This window comes from Rhodococcus sp. 5G237 (assembly GCF_053764735.1).
The window spans coordinates 347,079-365,366 of sequence record NZ_JBSNCD010000006.1; the positions used below are offsets into that span (position 1 = coordinate 347,079).

16 protein-coding genes are annotated in these 18,288 nt (G+C 68.8%); 6 read left to right on the forward strand and 10 right to left on the reverse strand.

Annotated elements, in window-relative coordinates:
- Positions 1-237: 237 nt before the first annotated feature.
- Both ACWPOC_RS16555 and ACWPOC_RS16560 read left to right on the forward strand, forming a co-directional pair.
- Positions 238-1,764: a permease gene (locus ACWPOC_RS16555; RefSeq protein ID WP_455408984.1), complete on the forward strand. Its 1,527-nt coding sequence runs from the start codon at positions 238-240 to the stop codon at positions 1,762-1,764.
- A gap of 41 nt (positions 1,765-1,805) precedes the next feature.
- Positions 1,806-2,453, forward strand: coding sequence for a cysteine hydrolase family protein (locus ACWPOC_RS16560; protein WP_455409033.1), 648 nt, complete (start codon positions 1,806-1,808; stop codon positions 2,451-2,453).
- A gap of 10 nt (positions 2,454-2,463) precedes the next feature.
- Here the strand turns inward: ACWPOC_RS16560 and era are convergent, their stop codons facing one another.
- The 5 genes from era to ACWPOC_RS16585 all read right to left on the reverse strand — a co-directional run bounded on the left by era (position 2,464) and on the right by ACWPOC_RS16585 (position 7,111).
- Entirely contained in the window at positions 2,464-3,381 is a 918-nt protein-coding gene (gene era / locus ACWPOC_RS16565; protein ID WP_024101353.1) for a GTPase Era, read from the reverse strand.
- Positions 3,378-4,694 carry a hemolysin family protein gene (locus tag ACWPOC_RS16570; RefSeq protein WP_229565086.1) on the reverse strand — a complete coding sequence of 439 codons (1,317 nt, stop codon included), beginning with the start codon at positions 4,692-4,694 and terminating at the stop codon, positions 3,378-3,380. The genes era and ACWPOC_RS16570 overlap by 4 nt, the downstream gene beginning before the upstream one ends.
- A 58-nt stretch (positions 4,695-4,752) precedes the next feature.
- Positions 4,753-5,295, reverse strand: a complete 543-nt coding sequence (gene ybeY / locus ACWPOC_RS16575; protein WP_006554478.1) for an rRNA maturation RNase YbeY — start codon at positions 5,293-5,295, stop codon at positions 4,753-4,755.
- Between the two features lie 49 nt (positions 5,296-5,344).
- Entirely contained in the window at positions 5,345-6,406 is a 1,062-nt protein-coding gene (locus ACWPOC_RS16580; protein ID WP_016691337.1) for a PhoH family protein, read from the reverse strand.
- Between the two features lie 102 nt (positions 6,407-6,508).
- A complete protein-coding gene (locus ACWPOC_RS16585; protein ID WP_455408985.1) occupies positions 6,509-7,111 on the reverse strand; it encodes a TetR/AcrR family transcriptional regulator in 603 nt (200 codons plus the stop codon).
- A gap of 181 nt (positions 7,112-7,292) precedes the next feature.
- Between ACWPOC_RS16585 and ACWPOC_RS16590 the strand changes: the two genes are divergently transcribed.
- On the forward strand, positions 7,293-8,906 hold the full coding sequence (locus ACWPOC_RS16590) for an MFS transporter (RefSeq protein WP_455408986.1): 1,614 nt from the start codon (positions 7,293-7,295) through the stop codon (positions 8,904-8,906).
- On the opposite strand, the gene ACWPOC_RS16595 is transcribed toward ACWPOC_RS16590, so the two are convergent.
- From ACWPOC_RS16595 to hrcA, 4 genes are all read right to left on the reverse strand, one after another.
- A complete protein-coding gene (locus ACWPOC_RS16595) occupies positions 8,850-9,662 on the reverse strand; it encodes an alpha/beta hydrolase family protein (RefSeq protein WP_455408987.1) in 813 nt (270 codons plus the stop codon). The two genes, ACWPOC_RS16590 and ACWPOC_RS16595, sit on opposite strands and share 57 nt — an antisense overlap.
- A gap of 113 nt (positions 9,663-9,775) precedes the next feature.
- Positions 9,776-10,534, reverse strand: coding sequence for a 16S rRNA (uracil(1498)-N(3))-methyltransferase (locus tag ACWPOC_RS16600; protein WP_455408988.1), 759 nt, complete (start codon positions 10,532-10,534; stop codon positions 9,776-9,778).
- Between the two features lie 9 nt (positions 10,535-10,543).
- Positions 10,544-11,695, reverse strand: coding sequence for a molecular chaperone DnaJ (dnaJ, locus tag ACWPOC_RS16605; RefSeq protein WP_088897215.1), 1,152 nt, complete (start codon positions 11,693-11,695; stop codon positions 10,544-10,546).
- 48 nt (positions 11,696-11,743) lie between these two features.
- A complete protein-coding gene (gene hrcA / locus ACWPOC_RS16610; protein WP_088897214.1) occupies positions 11,744-12,787 on the reverse strand; it encodes a heat-inducible transcriptional repressor HrcA in 1,044 nt (347 codons plus the stop codon).
- A gap of 157 nt (positions 12,788-12,944) precedes the next feature.
- On the opposite strand from hrcA, the gene ACWPOC_RS16615 reads away from it, so the two are divergent.
- Together ACWPOC_RS16615 and ACWPOC_RS16620 are read left to right on the forward strand one after the other, a co-directional pair.
- Positions 12,945-13,298, forward strand: a complete 354-nt coding sequence (locus tag ACWPOC_RS16615; RefSeq protein WP_060651486.1) for a type II toxin-antitoxin system VapB family antitoxin — start codon at positions 12,945-12,947, stop codon at positions 13,296-13,298.
- An 84-nt stretch (positions 13,299-13,382) separates the two neighbouring features.
- Positions 13,383-14,879, forward strand: a complete 1,497-nt coding sequence (locus tag ACWPOC_RS16620) for a serine/threonine-protein kinase (RefSeq protein WP_455408989.1) — start codon at positions 13,383-13,385, stop codon at positions 14,877-14,879.
- Positions 14,880-14,919: 40 nt separating this feature from the next.
- On the opposite strand, the gene hemW is transcribed toward ACWPOC_RS16620, so the two are convergent.
- On the reverse strand, positions 14,920-16,143 hold the full coding sequence (gene hemW / locus ACWPOC_RS16625; RefSeq protein ID WP_455409034.1) for a radical SAM family heme chaperone HemW: 1,224 nt from the start codon (positions 16,141-16,143) through the stop codon (positions 14,920-14,922).
- A gap of 392 nt (positions 16,144-16,535) precedes the next feature.
- On the opposite strand from hemW, the gene ACWPOC_RS16630 reads away from it, so the two are divergent.
- Positions 16,536-18,251 carry a nitrite/sulfite reductase gene (locus ACWPOC_RS16630; protein WP_120279710.1) on the forward strand — a complete coding sequence of 572 codons (1,716 nt, stop codon included), beginning with the start codon at positions 16,536-16,538 and terminating at the stop codon, positions 18,249-18,251.
- Positions 18,252-18,288 lie beyond the last annotated feature (37 nt).

Here is an 18,288-nt window from a genome sequence, read left to right on the forward strand (position 1 = left end):
GCGTGACGACGCGTTCACATCCGCATCCGTGACGAAACACCCCCGTCACGAATTGTGCAGTGTGCACAGTTCTTTCCCGTCGCGAGTGGTTTGTCGGCCGATTGCCGAGTCCTGTCCGACTCTTCAAGATCGATATGTTCCGGCCGACGACGGCGGTGCCGCCCATCGATGTCGCGGCGCCCTTCGATCCGTCCACGGTCGTCGCCCGCCGCATGTTCACACGTCGAGGAGTCTCCCGTGACCGTCGCGCACATCGTCTTCCTGCTCGGACTGGTCGGCCTGATCGTCGCCATGGCACTACGCAAGAACGTCCTGATCCCGGCGGTCGTCGCCACTTTCGCCACCGCCCTCGCCTACGACGGCAACGTCGCCTCCGCCGTCATGGCGGTCTTCCGCGCCACCCTCACCGCCGGCGGAGCCCTCTTCGAGATCTTCGTCGTCATCGCCGCCGTGACATCGATGCTCGCGGCGATGCGCACCATCGGCGCCGACGAACTCATGGTGCGTCCCTTCGGACGCTGGATGATCAACGGCCGCGTCGCCTACATCGTGCTGTTCGTCGTCACCTACCTGCTGTCGCTGTTCTTCTGGCCCACACCCGCCCTCGCACTCATCGGTGCCGTGCTGCTCCCGGCGGCCATCAAGGCCGGGCTGCCGCCGCTCGGCGCCGCACTCGCCCTTGCGATCTCCGGGCAGGGCATGGCACTCGCCTCCGACTACGTCATCGGTCTCGCACCGTCGATCTCGGCGAGCGGCGCAGGTGTGCCGGCCGACGACATCGCCGACCGCGCGCTGGTCCTGTCCCTCATCGTGGGTCTGACCGCGGCCGTACTCGCCTGGTTCCTCACCATCCGCAAGGAGATCGTGCGCCACTCCGCGAATCTCGTGTCTGCGACGGACGATCCGGGCACCGGTGGCTCCGTTTCCGGAGGTCCGGCACCGCACCCGAACGGGGACCTCCCGACCCCCGAGAACGATCACACCGGGACCGACCACACCGCACCGGTGAGCACCGTGGCCGCCATCGACCTGCCCGGAACTCTCACCCCGGTCCTCACCCGCCCCACCCCGGCACGCGCCTGGGCTATCGGGGTTCCCGCGACCTTCGGTCTGGTGCTCGTCTACACGATGCTGGGGCGCTTCACCGATCTCGTGCCGTGGTCGGACGGCGCCGGTGCCTCGCTCGTCGGCGGCACCGCGCTCGTCCTCATGGCCGCCGTGACCCTGACGACGCGCCCGGCCGACACCCTCGAACACTGCGCCACCCATTTCGTCGACGGCCTGGTCTACGCGTTCAAGGCCATGGGAATCATCCTGCCGGTGGCCGGATTCGTGTACCTCGGCATCCCCGACTACTCCGGTTCGATCCTGGGACTCGAGGACGGCACCGGACCGGCCTTCCTGTTCGACACCGTCAAGAGCATCCAGACCTACATTCCCGACAACGGTCTCTTCGCCGCGTTCAGCATGCTCCTGATCGGCCTGCTCATCGGCCTGGACGGCTCCGGCTGGGCCGGTCTGCCGCTCACCGGTGGTATCGCCGCCGCCCTCGCCCCGCAGGCCGGCATGGACACCGCGACGCTCGCCGCCCTCGCGCAAAACGCCGCGACCTGGACCGGCGGCGGCACCCTCGTCATCTGGTCGTCGCTGATCGTGGTCGCGGGCTTCTGCCGCGTTCCGGTCGGGGATCTCGTGCGACGACTCGCGATCCCGGTGGTGAGCGGACTGCTCGTCGCCACCGTCGCCGCGGTGGTGATCTGGTGATCACCGCATCCGCACCGAACACCTTCGAGGAGAGGACCCCCGTGGACGAATCCGGTTTCCGCTACGACCCCCAACGCTGCGCCCTGGTCGTCGTCGACATGCAGAACGACTTCTGTTCCACCGACGGCGCTCTCGCCGGCTGCGGCTTCGACGTCTCCGCCGCGGTCGCCATGACACCGCGGCTGGCGGAACTGATCGACCGCGCCCGCCGCAGGGACGTGCCCGTCGTCTGGGTCCGTACGGAGCACGACGAGACCACGGACACGCCCCAGTGGCTGGGCCGCGTCGGTACCGGTCCCGGCACGGCGCGGACCGCTCTGACCTGCCGGCCCGGTACTGCCGGAGCGGACTTCTACGGTGTCCGTCCGGAGCCGGGAGAACCGGTGATCGTCAAACATCGCTTCAGCGCGTTCGTCGGCACCGATCTCGACAGCGTCCTGCGGTCACGGGGCATCGAATCGTTGTTGTTCACCGGCGTCGCCACCGAGATCTGCGTCGAATCGAGCCTGCGCAGCGGCCTGTTCCACGAGTACTGGGTCTCGCTCGTCGAGGACTGCGCCGCGTCCTACAGTCCCGCCGCGCACGCCGCCTCGGTCGCGGTGGTCGCACAGAACTTCGGGACCGTGGTGACCGCAGACGACCTCGCGTCGATGTGGGTCGCCCGGCCGATCACCGCGTCCACCCCGTAGGGGCTCGGCGTCAGAATCCCAGACGGCCCAGCTGTTTGGGATCTCGCTGCCAGTCCTTCGCGACCTTCACGTGCAGGTCGAGGTAGATCTTCACGCCGAGGAGCTTCTCGATCTGGGTGCGTGCGGCGGTGCCCACCTCGCGCAGCCGCGCACCCCCCTTGCCGATGACGATGCCCTTCTGGCTCGGCCGCTCGACGTAGAGCAGGGCGTGCACGTCGAGCATTTCGCCCTGCTTCTCGGTGCGACCCTCACGTTCGGTGATCTCCTCGATCACAACGGCGAGCGAGTGGGGCAGCTCGTCGCCGAGACCTTCGAGGGCGGCCTCGCGGATGAGCTCGGCCATCAGGGTCTCCTCCGGCTCGTCGGTGAGCTCGCCGTCGGGATAGAAGGCCGGTCCGGGCTCCATGTGCGAGACGAGGACGTCGACGAGGACCTCGACCTGCTCACCCGAGGCCGCGGAGACCGGCACGACCTCGCAGTTCTCGCCGAGGAGTTTCGACACGGCGAGCAACTGCGCGGCGACCTGCTGTTTGCCCACCTTGTCGATCTTCGTGACGATGCCGATGACCGGGGTCTTCGGCGCCATGTGGCGCACCTGCTCGAGGATCCAGCGGTCGCCGGGGCCGATCTTCTCGTCGGCGGGGAAGCACATGCCGATCGCGTCGACCTCGGAGTAGGTGTCCTGCACCAGATCGTTCAGCCGCTGGCCGAGCAGGGTGCGCGGGCGGTGCAGTCCCGGGGTGTCCACCAGGATGAGCTGGGCGTTGTCGCGGTGGACGATGCCGCGGATGGTGTGACGGGTGGTCTGCGGGCGCGACGAGGTGATCGCGATCTTGCTGCCGACGAGTGCATTCGTGAGCGTCGACTTCCCGGTGTTGGGCCGGCCGACGAAACAGATGAAGCCGGAACGGAAGTCGGTGTCGGTCATGCATGCTCCTCGGTGGTGGCCGTATCGGTATCGGTGGGTTCTTCTTCGGGTGTCGCGCGCTGCACGAAGACGGTGCTCACACGCACCCGCCCGCGGACGTCCGGTCCGCCCTCGCCGCGGAGCAGCAGGCCGTGGGTCCGTACCTCCGCACCCGGCAGAGGAACTCGGCCGAGTTCGTAGCCGAGGAGTCCGCCGACGGTGTCGACCTCGTCGTCCTCGATGTCGATGTCGAACAGTTCGCCGAGGTCCTCGACGGGAAGTCGCGCGGAGACGCGGTAGGTGTCGTCGCCGAGTTCCTCGACGTCGGGGATCTCCCCGGTGTCGTACTCGTCGGCAATCTCTCCGACGATCTCCTCGATGACGTCCTCGATCGTCACGAGGCCGGCGATGCCGCCGTATTCGTCGACGAGGACCGCCATGTGGTTGCGGTCGCGCTGCATGTCGGCGAGCAGGTCGTCGAGGCGCTTCGAATCCGGCACGAAGACCGCCGGCCGCATGACGTCGGCGACGGAGACGCTGCGCCCACCGTCGCGGTGGTAGTAGGTCTGCTGGACGAGATCCTTGAGGTAGACGACACCGCGGATGTCGTCGACGTTCTCGCCGATCACCGGGATCCGGGAGTGCCCGCTGCGGACGGCGAGCGAGGTGGCCTGACCGGCTGTCTTGGTCTCCTCGATCCACACCATCTCGGGGCGCGGAACCATGATCTCGCGGGCCGTGGTGTCGCCGAAGTCGAACACCGACTGGATCATCCGGCGTTCCTCGTCGGCTACGACTCCGCTTTCCTGAGCGAGGTCGACCAGTTCGCGCAGCTCGATCTCGTTGGAGAACGGACCGTTCCGGAAACCGCGACCGGGCGTGACCGCATTGCCGACGCTGATGAGGATCCGGCTGATCGGACCGAGCAGGACACCGAGTATCCGCAGCGGTCCGGTGGCGGCGAGCGCGATCGGGTACGCGTGCTGGCGTCCGAGCGTGCGCGGACCGACACCGATGACGACGTAGTCGACGATGACCATCACCGCAGCGCCCACGACGAGCGCCCACGTGCGGTCGAGCACGGCGAGCAACGCACCGACGAGCACGACGGTGGCGGTGATCTCGCAGAGGATGCGCAGCAGCACCGTCAGATTGACGTAGCGGGGCCGATCGTCGAGCAGCCCGAGCAGGCGGCGCGCACTGGGACGGCCCTCTTTCGCGAGTTCCTCGGCGCGCGCCGCGGATACGGTGTTGAGCGCGGAATCGACGGCGGCGAACAGGCCTCCGAGCACCACCAGGACGACCGCCAGGACGACGAGGGGCACGGTACTCACGCGATCGTCACTCCCTCGATCGGTGTCGTCCGATCACGATGGCTCGTACTGTCGCCGCTCATGATTCGGGGGTGTCGACGAAACCGGCCTTGCCCAGCAACTTCCGGTCGCGGGCGGCGAGCCGCGCCTCGTGCTCGGCCCGGCGGATCTCCTCGTACCACTCGGCGAGGAGCTGGTTCTGCAGGCCGAACATCTCCTTCTCCTCCTCCGGTTCGGCGTGGTCGTAGCCGAGGAGGTGGAGCATGCCGTGCACGGTGAGCAGGGCGAGTTCGTGGGCCACCGGGTGACCGGCCTTCGCGGCCTGGTCGGCGGCGAACTGCGGACACAGCACGATGTCGCCGAGCATCGACGGTCCCGGTTCGGGAGCGTCGGGGCGGCCGCCGGGTTCGAGTTCGTCCATGGGGAACGACATCACGTCGGTGGGGCCGGGCAGGTCCATCCACCGAACGTGCAGATCGGCCATGGTGTCGAGATCCACGAGCACCATCGACAACTCCGCCGCCGGATGCACATCCATCCGGGCGATCACGAAGCGGGCGACGTCGAGGAGTTCCTCCTCCGAGACGTCCATTCCCGATTCGTTCGAGATCTCGATGCTCATGACTGGAGTTCCTTCTGCACGACGGTATTCGGTTGATCTACAAGGATGTTCATCGACGCTGCACCCGCTGCGCGCGACGCTGGGCGCGGTTGCCGGGGATCCCGTCGCCGTCGCGGGTGGTGGCCTCGAAACGGCTGTAGGCGTCGACGATGTCGGAGACGAGCCGGTGCCGCACGACGTCGCTGCTGTCGAGTCGCGCGATGTGGATGTCGTCGATGCCGTCGAGGATCTCGGTGGCAGCGGCGAGACCCGAACGGGCACCGCCGGGCAGGTCGATCTGCGTGATGTCGCCGGTCACGACGATCTTGGAGCCGAAGCCCAGGCGCGTGAGGAACATCTTCATCTGCTCGGCGGTGGTGTTCTGCGCCTCGTCGAGGATGATGAAGGCATCGTTCAGGGTGCGACCACGCATATATGCGAGGGGCGCGACTTCGATGACCCCGGCCTGCATGAGCTTCGGGATCGCTTCGGGATCCATCATGTCGTGCAGCGCGTCGTGCAGCGGACGCAGATACGGGTCGATCTTCTCGTGCAGGGTGCCCGGCAGGAAGCCGAGCCGCTCCCCTGCCTCGACGGCGGGACGCGTGAGGATGATGCGGTTGACCTGCTTGGTCTGCAGGGCCTGCACGGCCTTCGCCATGGCGAGATAGGTCTTGCCCGTACCGGCCGGTCCGACACCGAAGACGATGGTGTGCGCGTCGATGGCGTCGACGTACCGTTTCTGGTTCAGGGTCTTGGGCCGGATCGTCTTCCCGCGCCGCGACAGGATGTCGAGGCTGAGGACGTCGGCCGGCGACTCGGAGAGCCCCTGGGTGAGCATGCCCACGGTGCGACGCACGGCGTCGGGCGCGAGCGATTGTCCGCGACGGACGATGGTGACGAGCTCGGCGAGCGCACGTTCCGCGAGGGCGACGTCGGCGGGCGCTCCGGTCAGCGTGACGGTGTTGCCCCGCACGTGGATGTCCGCCGCCAGGAGGGCTTCGAGGGCGATCAGATTCTCGTCCGCGGCTCCGAGCAGGGGCGCTGCGGCCTCCGAGGGGAGGTCGAGGCTCGATTTGACCGTGGTCGGTTCGAATTCGGCGGGCTCGTGGGGTCGGTCTGGTTCACTCACGTGGACGGTACGTCCTGCTTTCGGTTCGGCTCCTGCACGACGGTCGTCGTGTTCGTGCCAGTCTAGCGCCGGACGAGGCACACCCTCCCGCAACAGCGAGTTTCAGCGGGGTTCGGTTCCACCTTCGCCCGAGCCGGCCTCCATGAGCCACCGCCGTGCCTCCGCGAGGATCCCGGGTGCCCGGTCGGGCGAGACCCCGCCGAGCACGAGATTGCCCAGGACGATCGTGTCGCCGGAGTCGTCCACCAGCCCCAGATTGGCCTGCTCGAGCGTGGCCATCGTCAGGCCTTCCATCATCCCCACGAGCACGGGCGCAGGAAGGTAGTCGGAGAACTGACCCTGCGCGAGGCCGCGGTCGACATGTCCGAGGACACGCGAGCGCACCGGGGAGACCAGTTCGGCGATGCGCTGCTCTCCCATCTCCTTGCGCGCGAACGAGAGCAGCACGCGGTAACGGTCGCCGATCGGCCAGGTCCGCAACGCCACGACCGCGAGCGCGACCGCGGGATCGTCCGGCTCGGGATGGTCGAGAGCCTCGGCGAGCGCGGTCGAGGCGTCGTCGACGATCCCCTCGACGAGGGCTTCCCGGTTGGGGAAGTGCGCGTAGACGGTGCGGCGGACGACACCCGCGGCCTTCGCGACATCGTCCATGCTCGCGTCGGGGTCGGCCGCAAAGCACATCACCGCAGCGTCGAGTATGCGCATGCGGTTCGCATTGAATCGGGTTCGCGGTCGTGTGACCGAGTTCTCCACGTTCTCGTCCTCTTCCGCCGACTGTGATCTGTCTTTCATTTTAGTTGCACACCAATGTGCAGCTGCGTAACTTGCACACCACCGTGTAGATCGGGGCTCCGGTCCCGGCCCGTGTCGCACCCGAGGAGAACCCATGACCACTGCCGTCACCGCCGCAGGAGGGACCGCAGCGAAGGAACCCTACCGGCTGCGCTGGGCCGGGCTGGCGGTGCTGTGCCTGAGCCTGCTCATCGTCGTGATGGCCAACACCTCGCTCATCGTCGCCGCCCCCGGCATGCTGCGCGACCTGCAGCTCACCAGCGCCGACATGCAGTGGATCATCGACGGCTACACCGTCCCCTACGCCGCGCTGATGCTGCTGTTCGGCGTGCTCGGCGACCGGTACGGACGACGCCGCGCGTTGCTGGCGGGCCTGGTCGCCTTCGCCGCCGGCGCGATCTACGGCTCGTTCGCCGACAGCGCCGGCGACGTGATCGTCGCGCGCATCGTCATGGGCGTGGGCGCCGCCGTGATCATGCCCGCGACACTGTCGCTGCTCGTCGCGATGTTCCCCGTGCACGAGCGTGCCCGCGCGATCGCAGCCTGGGCGGCCACGTCCGGACTCGCCATCGCGCTCGGTCCCCTGCTCGCCGGATGGCTCCTCGAATCGAACTCGTGGGGTTCGACCTTCCTCATCAACGTGCCGATCGCGGCATTCGCCGCGATCGCGGCCCTGATCCTCGTGCCGGCCTCGAAGGCCGACGATCTCACCCGCACCGACTGGGTCGGCGGCGCCCTGTCGGTCGCTGCACTCGGCGGAATCGTCTACGCGATCATCGAGGGGTTCCACTTCGGTTGGGGCACCGGCGTGATCGCCACCTCGATCGGCTCGGTGATCGCCGCGGTTCTCTTCGTGGTGTGGGAACTTCGCCACCCCCGGCCGCTGCTGGACGTGCGCCGGATCGCGGACCGGACCGTCGGCGGTGCGTGCGTGTCGGTGTTGCTGCTCTTCCTCGTCGCCTTCGGCGCCATCTATTTCGTCGCGCAGCAGTTCCAGTTCGTGCTCGGTTACGGCCCGCTCGAGACCGGCCTGCGTCTGCTTCCCCTCGCGGTGACGGTCTCGCTCGGCGCGGCACTGAGCGGTCGGCTCGCACCCCGTCTCGGCGCGCGGATCCTCGTAGGCACGGGCATGGTCGCCGCTGCGGCAGGCATCCTCACCTTGACCGTCACGGACGGCGCCTCCGGTTTCACGCCCTTCCTGATCTCGTTGCTGCTGCTCGGACTGGGCATCGGCCTGGCCACACCCCCGTCCACCGACCTGATCATGGGCGGCTTCCCCGACTCCGATCTCGGAGCGGCCGGCGGGTTGAACGACACCGCAGTGGAATTCGGCGGTTCGCTGGGCATCGCTGTGCTCGGCTCGATCCTCGCCACCACTTATCACCGCGAGATCTCCGGCTTCCTCGACGGATTGCCGCTCGCGGACCTGACGGGCCCGATGGCCGATCAGGCCGCGATGGCGATCGAGGCGGCCGGCGATTCGGTGGGCGGCGCGGCGATCGTCGCGGAAGAACTCGCGGCGAACCCGTTCGCGGCGTCGTACGCACAACCGCTGCTCGACGCGTCCTCCGCAGCGTTCGCCGAGGCGATCTCGTCCGCGAGCCTCGTCGCCGGCATCGTCCTGCTCGTCGGCGCCGCGGCGGTCACCGCGCTACTCCCCCGCGGACTCCACACCCGCACCCGCAGCGAGGCCGAGATCGGCAACTGACCGAGCGGTGAGCAGGTCGAGCGATCGCTCCCAGGCACGGGTGGTCCGGTTCAGGAAGGCGACGTGATCCTCGCCGTCGAACAGTTCCAGCGACACCGGATCCCCCGCCGCGTCGGCCGCGTCGACGTAACGGTGCGCGACACTCACCGGCACCTGCTCGTCGGCGGTGCCGTGCAGCACCGCGACCGGCACACCGATCGGCTGCCGGTGCGTCGGTGAGGCAGACCGGTAACGCTCGGGTGCATCCGCGTAGGACGCCCCGAAGAGCGCCTCGAACGCCTCCACGCGACGACCACGCTCACCCGCGGTGACGAGATCGAGCGCACCCGCCTGCGAGACCACGAATTCCGGTCGCACCGACGTGCTCTCACCCGCGAGCCACACCGCCAGCTGGCCTCCCGCCGAGTGACCGACGAGCCGCACACGGTCCAGATCGACCTCGACACCGCCGCGCTGCGCGAGCGGAACGACCTCGCTGAAGATCGTCTCGTACGCCGCGACCACATCGGTGGACATCTCGTCCCACGCGCCACCGGCGTCGAGACGCCGGTACTCGACGTTCCACGCCACCACCCCGCGACGCGCGAGTTCCGCGGACAGCGCCGTGCCGAGGGTGAGCTGGTATCGGCCGTGCCACGAACCGCCGTGGACGACCATGACGACGGGAACGGGCCCCGCCACCGCCTCGGGGTCGGGCAGGAAGACGTGCCCGAACTGCTGCGAGTGGGTGCCGTAGGCGATCTTCGTACGAGCCAAGAGCGGAATTCCTTCGATACAGATGATTGGGACCCGCAAGCGGTCCCTCAGTACAGACGGTCGGGACCCGCAAGCGGTCCCTCAGCACATGGTCAGGACCCGCAAGCGGTCCCTCAGTGCAACGGCCTGGTACGCCACCGGTCGGTCAACACACCGATCGCGCCGAGTGCGACGGCCGCGGCGGTCGAGGTGCGCAGCACCGTGGGGCCGAGACCGACCGCCACCGCTCCCGCGTCGACGAGCGCCTCGACCTCCGCGTCGTCGAGTCCGCCTTCGGGACCGACGATCAGCGTCAGCGAATCGGCGTCGCGCACCGGCAGATCGGCGAAGGGAATCGTGGCGGATTCGTGGAGCACCGCGACGACGTCGCCGCGCTCGACGGCCGAGCGGACCCGGGCGACGACCTCGGGTGTGCGGTGCAACCCGGCGACCGTCGGCACGTGCGCACGCCGCGACTGCTTCGCCGCGGACGTCGCGACCGCCTGCCACTTGGCAACACCCTTGTCCGCTTTGGCATCCCACCGGGCGACGCAGCGCGCCGACTGCCACGGCACGAATTCGTCGGCGCCGGCCTCGGTGGCCAGTTCGACGGCGAGTTCGGACCGATCGGATTTCGGCAGCGCCTGCACGACGGTCACGCTCGGACGCGGCGGGTCGACGACGCGACGACCGAGCACGAGCGCTTCGAGCCGGTCCTTCGCCACCGCCGTGACCTCGACGTCGGCGACTTCACCGGCACCGTCGGACAACACGAGCCGCTCGCCGACCGCGATGCGGCGCACCGTGGCGGCGTGCCGGCCCTCCTTGCCGTCGAGCACGGCCGTCCGCCCCTCGTCGGGCAGCGGATCGAGGTAGAACAGTGTCGCGGCCACCCGAGCGACCTAGCGGGCGCTGAACGCGTCGCGCAGGCGCGAGAACAGGCCGCCGGTGTTCTGCGAACCCGTGGTCACGACCTCGACGTGCTCCCGGTCGCTGTGCCGGCGCAAGTCCTCGAGCAGCTTCGTCTGCTTGTGATCGAGCTTGCTCGGCACCACGACCTCGAGATGCGCGTGCAGGTCGCCGCGCGTACCCGAGCGCAGTTTCGGCATGCCGTGGCCGCGCAGCACCGAGATCGAACCGGGCTGGGTACCGGGATCGATGGTGATCTCGGTGGGGCCGTCGAGGATGGTCTCGACCGTCACCTTGGTGCCGAGCGCAGCGTCGACCATGGGCACGCGGATGGTGCAGTGCAGGTCGTCGCCGTCGCGCACGAAGACCTCGTGCTGCTGTTCGAGCACCTCGACGTAGAGATCGCCGGCAGGACCGCCGCCGGGACCGACCTCGCCCTGGGCAGCAAGGCGGATGCGCATCCCGTTGCCGACACCGGCGGGCACCTTGACGGTGATCTCGCGGCGGGCACGCACGCGGCCGTCGCCGCCGCACTTGCGGCAGGGATCCGGGATCGTCTCGCCGACACCGCGACAGGTGGGGCACGGTCGGGAGGTCATGACCTGGCCGAGGAAGGAACGCTGGACGGACTGGACCTCGCCGGCACCGCCGCAGGTCTCGCAGCGCACGGGCTTCGAGTCGCCGTGGGTGCCGGAACCGGTGCACGCGTCGCACAGGATCGCGGTGTCGACCGTGACCGTCTTGGTGACGCCGCGAGCGCATTCCTCGAGGGTCAGGCGGGTGCGGAGCAGCGAGTCGGCGCCGGGCTGGACGCGGCCGCGCGGCCCGCGGGAACCGCCGGCGCCGCCACCGAAGAACGCCTCGAAGACGTCGCCGAGGCCACCACCGAAGCCGGCGCCGCCGAAGCCGCCCGCACCGCCGCCACCGGGTTCGAGCGGGTCGCCGCCGAGGTCGACGATGCGTCGCTTCTCGGGATCCGACAGCACCTCGTAGGCGGCCGAGATCTCCTGGAAACGCTTCTGCGCCGACTCGTCGGGGTTCACATCCGGGTGGTGCTCGCGCGCCAACTTGCGGTACGCCCGTTTGATCTCCTGGTCGGTCGCGTTCTTGGACACGCCGAGCGTCCCGTAGTAGTCCCGTGCCACGTTTGGTTCTCGTCCTTACGTCGTTCTACAGAGCAAAATGGACGGTGCTCAGCGTTCGCCGAGCACCTCACCGATATATCTCGCAACGGTGGCGACCGATGCGATGGTTCCCGGATAGTCCATCCGGGTGGGGCCGAGCACCCCCAGACCACCGAAGACCGTACCCGCGGCCCCGTAACCGGTGGACACGACCGAGGTGGTGCGCATCTCCTCGAACTGGGTCTCCTCACCGATGCGGACGGTGACCCGGCCGGCGTCCTGGCTGGACGCGAGCAGTTTGAGCACCACGACCTGCTCCTCGAGGGCTTCGAGGACCGTGCGCAACGAACCCGGCACTATCCCGTGGCCGTCGAAGTCGGCGGCGTTACGGGTGAGATTGGCGGTGCCTCCGAGCACGAGACGCTCCTCGGGGTGCTCGACGAGGGTCTCCACCAGCACGGTGGTGCACCGGATGAGCGCGTCGCGCAGATCGTCCGGTGCGTTGTCGGCGAGCTCGGTGACCGCGACGGAAGCCGCGGCGAGCCGCTTGCCCGTCAATGCCCCACCGAGCAGCTCACGCAGCCGCGACAGGCCGTCCTCGTCGATCACGTCGCCGAGTTCGACGATGCGCTGATCGACGCGGCCCGAGTCGGTGATGAGCACGAGCAGCAGCCGCGCCGGTGTCAGCCCGACCACCTCGAGATGTCGCACGGACGACGCCGAGAGCGTCGGGTACTGCACGACCGCGACCTGGCGGGTGAGCTGCGCGAGCAACCGCACCGCGCGGCGCAGCACGTCGTCCAGGTCGACGCCCGATTCGAGGAACTGCAGGATCGCGCGGCGCTCGGCCGACGAGAGCGGTTTGACCTCCGCGATCCTGTCGACGAACTGGCGGTAGCCCTTGTCGGTGGGCACGCGTCCCGAGCTCGTGTGGGTCTGTGTGATGTATCCCTCTGCTTCGAGCACAGCCATGTCGTTACGGACCGTGGCGCTGGACACACCGAGGTTGTGCCGGTCGACGAGAGTCTTGGAGCCGATCGGCTCCTTGGTGGACACGTAATCCGCCACGATGGCGCGCAAGACCTTGAATCTCCGCTCCTCGGTACTCGACAACCCGCCACCTCCGTTTCCGCCGCCTGCAGGACTGCACCTCTCGGGGCCGTACCCTGCCAGTCTAATCGCGCGACGACCTCGAAGGTGTCGGGCACGTGTGCGACACCACCCCGAACCGGAGGCGACGCCGTCGGCGCGTCCCCCGTAATGTGTCCGCATGATCTTCAAGGGCGTCCGGGACGGCAAACCGTATCCCGATCACGGACTGTCTCTGCGCGACTGGTCGAGGATTCCGCCCCGCCAGGTGCGCCTCGACGAGATCGTCACGACGACGAAGGTGCTCGAACTCGACCGGCTGTTGTCGGAGGACTCGACCTTCTACGGCGATCTGTTCCCACACGCCGTCCAGTGGCAGGGCGTGCTGTACCTCGAGGACGGGCTCCACCGTGCCGTGCAGTCCGCGCTGCGGAACCGGCCGGTGCTGCATGTGCGTGTCTTCGAGTACGACGTGCTGATTCCCGGTGGCGTGCCCGACCCGGGCGCCGAGGTTCGGGGCCCGTCTCCCGCATAGCCCGATCAGGGGTGGATTCGCCCCGTTTCGACCGACGTCCGACGGACCGCCCGAGCTCTCGGACACCGACCGGGAAGGAATGGCATGGGCGAGACGTTCGGCCGCTACGAACTGCAGACCCGGCTCGGCCAGGGCGGGATGGGTCAGGTGTGGTGCGCATTCGACTCGGTCACCGATCGTCAGGTCGCGGTCAAGGTCCTGCCGCCGGAACTCGCCGACGACGCCGGATACCGCGCGCGTTTCGATCGTGAGGCCCGGGCCGTCTCCAAGCTCCGCCATCCGAACATCGTCCCGATCCACAATTTCGGTGAGATCGACGGACGGCTGTACATCGACATGGCCCTGCTCGAGGGCGAGGATCTCGGCACCGTGCTACGACGTGAAGGTTCCCTGCCGCTCGACCGCACCGTGCGCGTGATCGGCCAGGTCGCTGCGGCTCTCGACGCCGCACACGATGCGGGACTGGTGCACCGGGACGTCAAACCGGCCAACATCGTGCTGCACCCCAGCGGCCATACCTATCTGATCGACTTCGGGATCGCACATGCCGACGGTCAGACCGCGCTCACGCGCGAGGCCGGGGCGATCGGCACTCTCGCCTACATGGCCCCGGAACGCTTCGACGGCCGATCCGGGCCGGGTTCCGACATTTACGCGCTGACCTGCGTGTTGTTCCAGTGCCTCACCGGACGAGCACCGTTCGCCACCGACAGCACCGCCCAGCACGTCGCCTCCCATCTGACGAAACCGCCGCCGCGTCCGACCGACCTCGTGCCCGGCCTCCCTGCCGCGCTGGACGGCGTCGTCGCACGTGGGATGGCCAAGCGGGTCGAGGATCGGTATCGCCGGGCCGGTGAACTCGCCGAGGATCTGGCCCGGAGCACGATGGACCGACGGCCGCCGCGCAGAGCACCGGTCCCGCTCCGGAAGGTCGAGCCCGGACCGCCGCCTACGGCGGTGATCCCGCCGACCGCGGTGAACCCGTCGAGCTGGACGGGCCCGCCGACCTTCCCGAACCGACCCCCGATGGGGCCTCCTCCCCCACCTCCGGCGCGTGCACCGCGCCGCGGTGCGGTCGTGGCACTCGCGGTCGCCGCCGCGGTGATCGCAGTGGGGGCGGTGTTCGCCTTCGTCCTCGGGCGGGACACCGGCGACTCGCCGTCCGCCGTTGCCACGAGTCCACTCCCGGCGGAGACCTCGACACCCTCCGCCGTGCCGTCCTCACCCGGATCGACGTCACCCGAACCGACCTCGTCGGAGGCACCGCCGAGTTTCGAGCGTATGGAGACCTTCGTTCGGGGCTACTACGCGTTGCTCCCGGACGACACCGAACAGGCCTGGGCGTTGTTCGATCCCTACTACGCGGGGAAGGTCGGCCGGGCCGGGTTCGAGGAGTTCTGGCCGACGATCCGGTCCGTCTCGGTGGATGCCGTGGAGCCCCGCGATGCGTCGAGTGTGATCGTCACCCTGACGTTCGTCACCGTCGGCGGCCGGACCGAGTCGGAGAAGCACTGGGTGTCGGTGGTCGAGAACCGTGGGCGGCTGTCGGTCTACGACTCGGAGCGCATCGGAGCGGCATGACGCGACCGGTCGGTCGGAGCGGCGTGACGCGACCGGACGGTCAGTCGTCCGCGCCGAGCAGGATGGTGCGGACCACCGCGTCGGCGAGCAGCCTGCCCCGGTCGGTCAGCACGAGATGATCGTCGCGCTCCACGGCGAGCCCGTCGGCGACCACCGTCTCCGCCGCGACGCGCTCACCGTCGTCGAGCTCCGACAACGGCAGGCCCGTGCGCAGCCGCACGGTGAGCATGACGAGTTCGGTGTGCCGGTCCTCGGTGGTGAGATGTTCGCTTCCCGCGACGGGCAGGGCTCCGTCGGCGAGGGTCGACGCGTAGCGGGCCGGATGCTTGACGTTCCACCAGCGCACGCCGCCGACATGGCTGTGCGCGCCCGGCCCGGCGCCCCACCAGTCGCCGCCGTCCCAGTAACCGAGGTTGTGGGCGCAGCGCGCCGACGGATCGTCGGCCTTCGCCCAGTTGGACACCTCGTACCAGGTCATCCCGGCGTCGGCGAGTCGCGCGTCGATCCGCTCGTACCGCGATGCGAGCACGTCGTCGTCCGGGGCAGGCAGCTCGCCGCGACGGACACGGCGGGCGAGGGCGGTGCCGTCCTCGACGATGAGCGCGTACGCCGAGACGTGGTCGACCCCCGCTTCGAGCACGGCGTCGAGGGAGGCGTCGAGGTCGGCGTCGCGCTCGCCGGGAGTGCCGTAGATCAGATCGAGGTTGACGTGGCCGAAACCGGCCGCGCGCGCTTCCTTCGCCGCCGCGACGGGACGCCCGGGTGTGTGGGTGCGGTCGAGGACCGCGAGCACGTGCGGCGCCGCGGACTGCATGCCGAGCGACACGCGGGTGTATCCGGCCTCGCGGATCGACGAGAAGAACTCCGTGGAGGTCGACTCCGGGTTCGATTCGGTGGTCACCTCGGCACCGGGGGCGAGCCCGAACGAGTCGCGGATCGCGTCGAGTACCTGCGCGAGACCGTCCGCGCCGAGCAGCGAGGGCGTTCCGCCGCCGACGAAGACCGTCTCGGCGGCGGGGGCCGGTCGTCCGGCCTCGGACAGCAGCCGGGCACCGGCGTCGAGTTCGCGGCGCAGTCCCTCGAGCCAGGACTGCGGCGAGGCCGCGCTGCCGAGTTCCCCGGCCGTGTAGGTGTTGAAGTCGCAGTAGCCGCAGCGGGTCGCGCAGAAGGGCACGTGCACGTACACGCCGAACGGTCGCGTCCCCACGCCGGCGAGTGCCGAAGCGGGAAGTTCGAGACCGGCCGGACGACCCGCGATACCGATTTCCGTGCCGGTGCGTCGACCGATCTCAGTGCTGTTCACGCCCTCCAGTGTTCCAGAGACCCGAAGGGCGGTTCCGCGCGCGACGCCCCTACCTCGACATTTCCCGAAAATCGGGTGGAAATACCGCCCGCAATTCGGAATCGCCCCGGTGACATGGCACAATGGTCCGCATGACAGGACACGGAGTGCGACTCGTGGCGCGACGCCACGTCGACTTCAAGCGCGTCTGCGCATCCTGTTGTCTGCCTTGCGCCGCTTGTCTCTGCGCCGACTGTCTCTAGTCGGCACTCCCCGGCACATCCCAGATCCCGCCGGGTCGAAGCATGCGTGCACGAGGTCAGCCCCCTCCTGCGCTCGTCGATCCGGTTCCAGCGAATATCAGGAGACCCTGTATGTCGTCGACCACCGACGTCACGCCCGCCGACGAGTCGGCCACTCCCGCCCGCCGCGCGCGTCCCGCCAAGCGTCGCGCCGAGGGCCAGTGGGCCCTCGGTTACCGCGAGCCGCTCAACGCCAACGAGCAGACGAAGAAGGACGACAACCCGCTCAACGTCCGCAAGCGCATCGAGAACATCTACGCGCAAACCGGTTTCGACGGAATCGACAAGAGCGATCTGCGCGGCCGCTTCCGCTGGTGGGGTCTGTACACCCAGCGCGAGCAGGGCTACGACGGCACCTACACCGGTGACGAGAACATCGACCTGCTCGAGGCGAAGTACTTCATGATGCGGGTGCGCTGCGACGCCGGCGCCCTGAATCTCGCGCAGCTGCGCACGATCGCCGGTATCTCCACCGAATTCGGTCGCGACACCGCCGACCTGTCCGATCGCGAGAACGTCCAATACCACTGGATCGAGGTCGAGAACGTCCCGGAGATCTGGCGTCGTCTCGAATCGGTCGGTCTGAAGACCACCGAGGCGTGCGGCGACTGCCCCCGCGTCGTGCTCGGTTCGCCGCTCGCCGGTGAGTCCCTCGACGAGATCATCGACGGCACTCCGGCGATCGACGAGATCGTGAGCCGCTACATCGGCAACCCCGAGTACTCGAACCTGCCGCGCAAGTTCAAGACCGCGATCTCCGGCCAGCAGGACGTCGTGCACGAGATCAACGACGTCGCCTTCATCGGCGTCGAGCACCCCGAGCACGGCCCCGGCTTCGACCTGTGGGTCGGCGGCGGTCTGTCCACCAACCCGATGCTCGCGCAGCGGGTCGGCGCGTGGGTGCCACTCGAGGAGGTCGCCGATGTGTGGGAAGGCGTCGTCGCGATCTTCCGCGACTACGGCTACCGCCGGCTGCGGTCCAAGGCACGCCTGAAGTTCCTCATCAAGGACTGGGGCATCGAGAAGTTCCGCGAGGTGCTCGAGACCGAATATCTGAAGCGTCCGCTGATCGACGGCCCGGCCCCGGCTGCACCGGAGCGTCCGATCGATCACGTCGGTGTCCAGAAGCTGCGCAACGGCCTCAACGCCGTGGGTGTCGCGCCGATCGCCGGTCGTGTCTCGGGCACGATCCTGTCGAAGGTCGCCGACGCCGCCGAGCGTGCGGGTTCGGACCGGATCCGGTTCACCCCGTACCAGAAGCTGATCGTGCTCGACGTGGCCGACGACAAGGTCGAGCAGCTCGTCACCGAGCTCGAGGCGCTGGGTCTGCCGGCTTCCCCGTCGCCGTGGCGCAAGAACCTCATGGCGTGCACGGGAATCGAGTTCTGCAAGCTGTCCTTCGTCGAGACGCGCAAGCGTTCGCAGGCTCTCGTGCCCGAGCTCGAGGAGCGTCTCGCCGACATCAACGCGCAGCTCGACGTCCCGGTGACGATCAACATCAACGGCTGCCCGAACTCGTGCGCGCGCTCCCAGATCGCCGACATCGGCTTCAAGGGTCAGCTCGTCGACGACGGTGAGGGCAACCAGGTCGAGGGTTTCCAGGTGCACCTCGGCGGTGCGCTGGGCTTCGACGCGAAGTTCGGACGCAAGCTGCGCCAGCACAAGGTCACCAGCGCCGAGCTCGGCGACTACATCGAGCGGGTGGTGCGCACCTTCGTCAAGGAGCGCACGCCCGGCGAGCGCTTCGGCGAATGGGTCGTCCGCGCCGAGGAGGCAGACCTGCGATGACGGGCACTGCTGCAGCGGTCGACACGAAGACGGATCG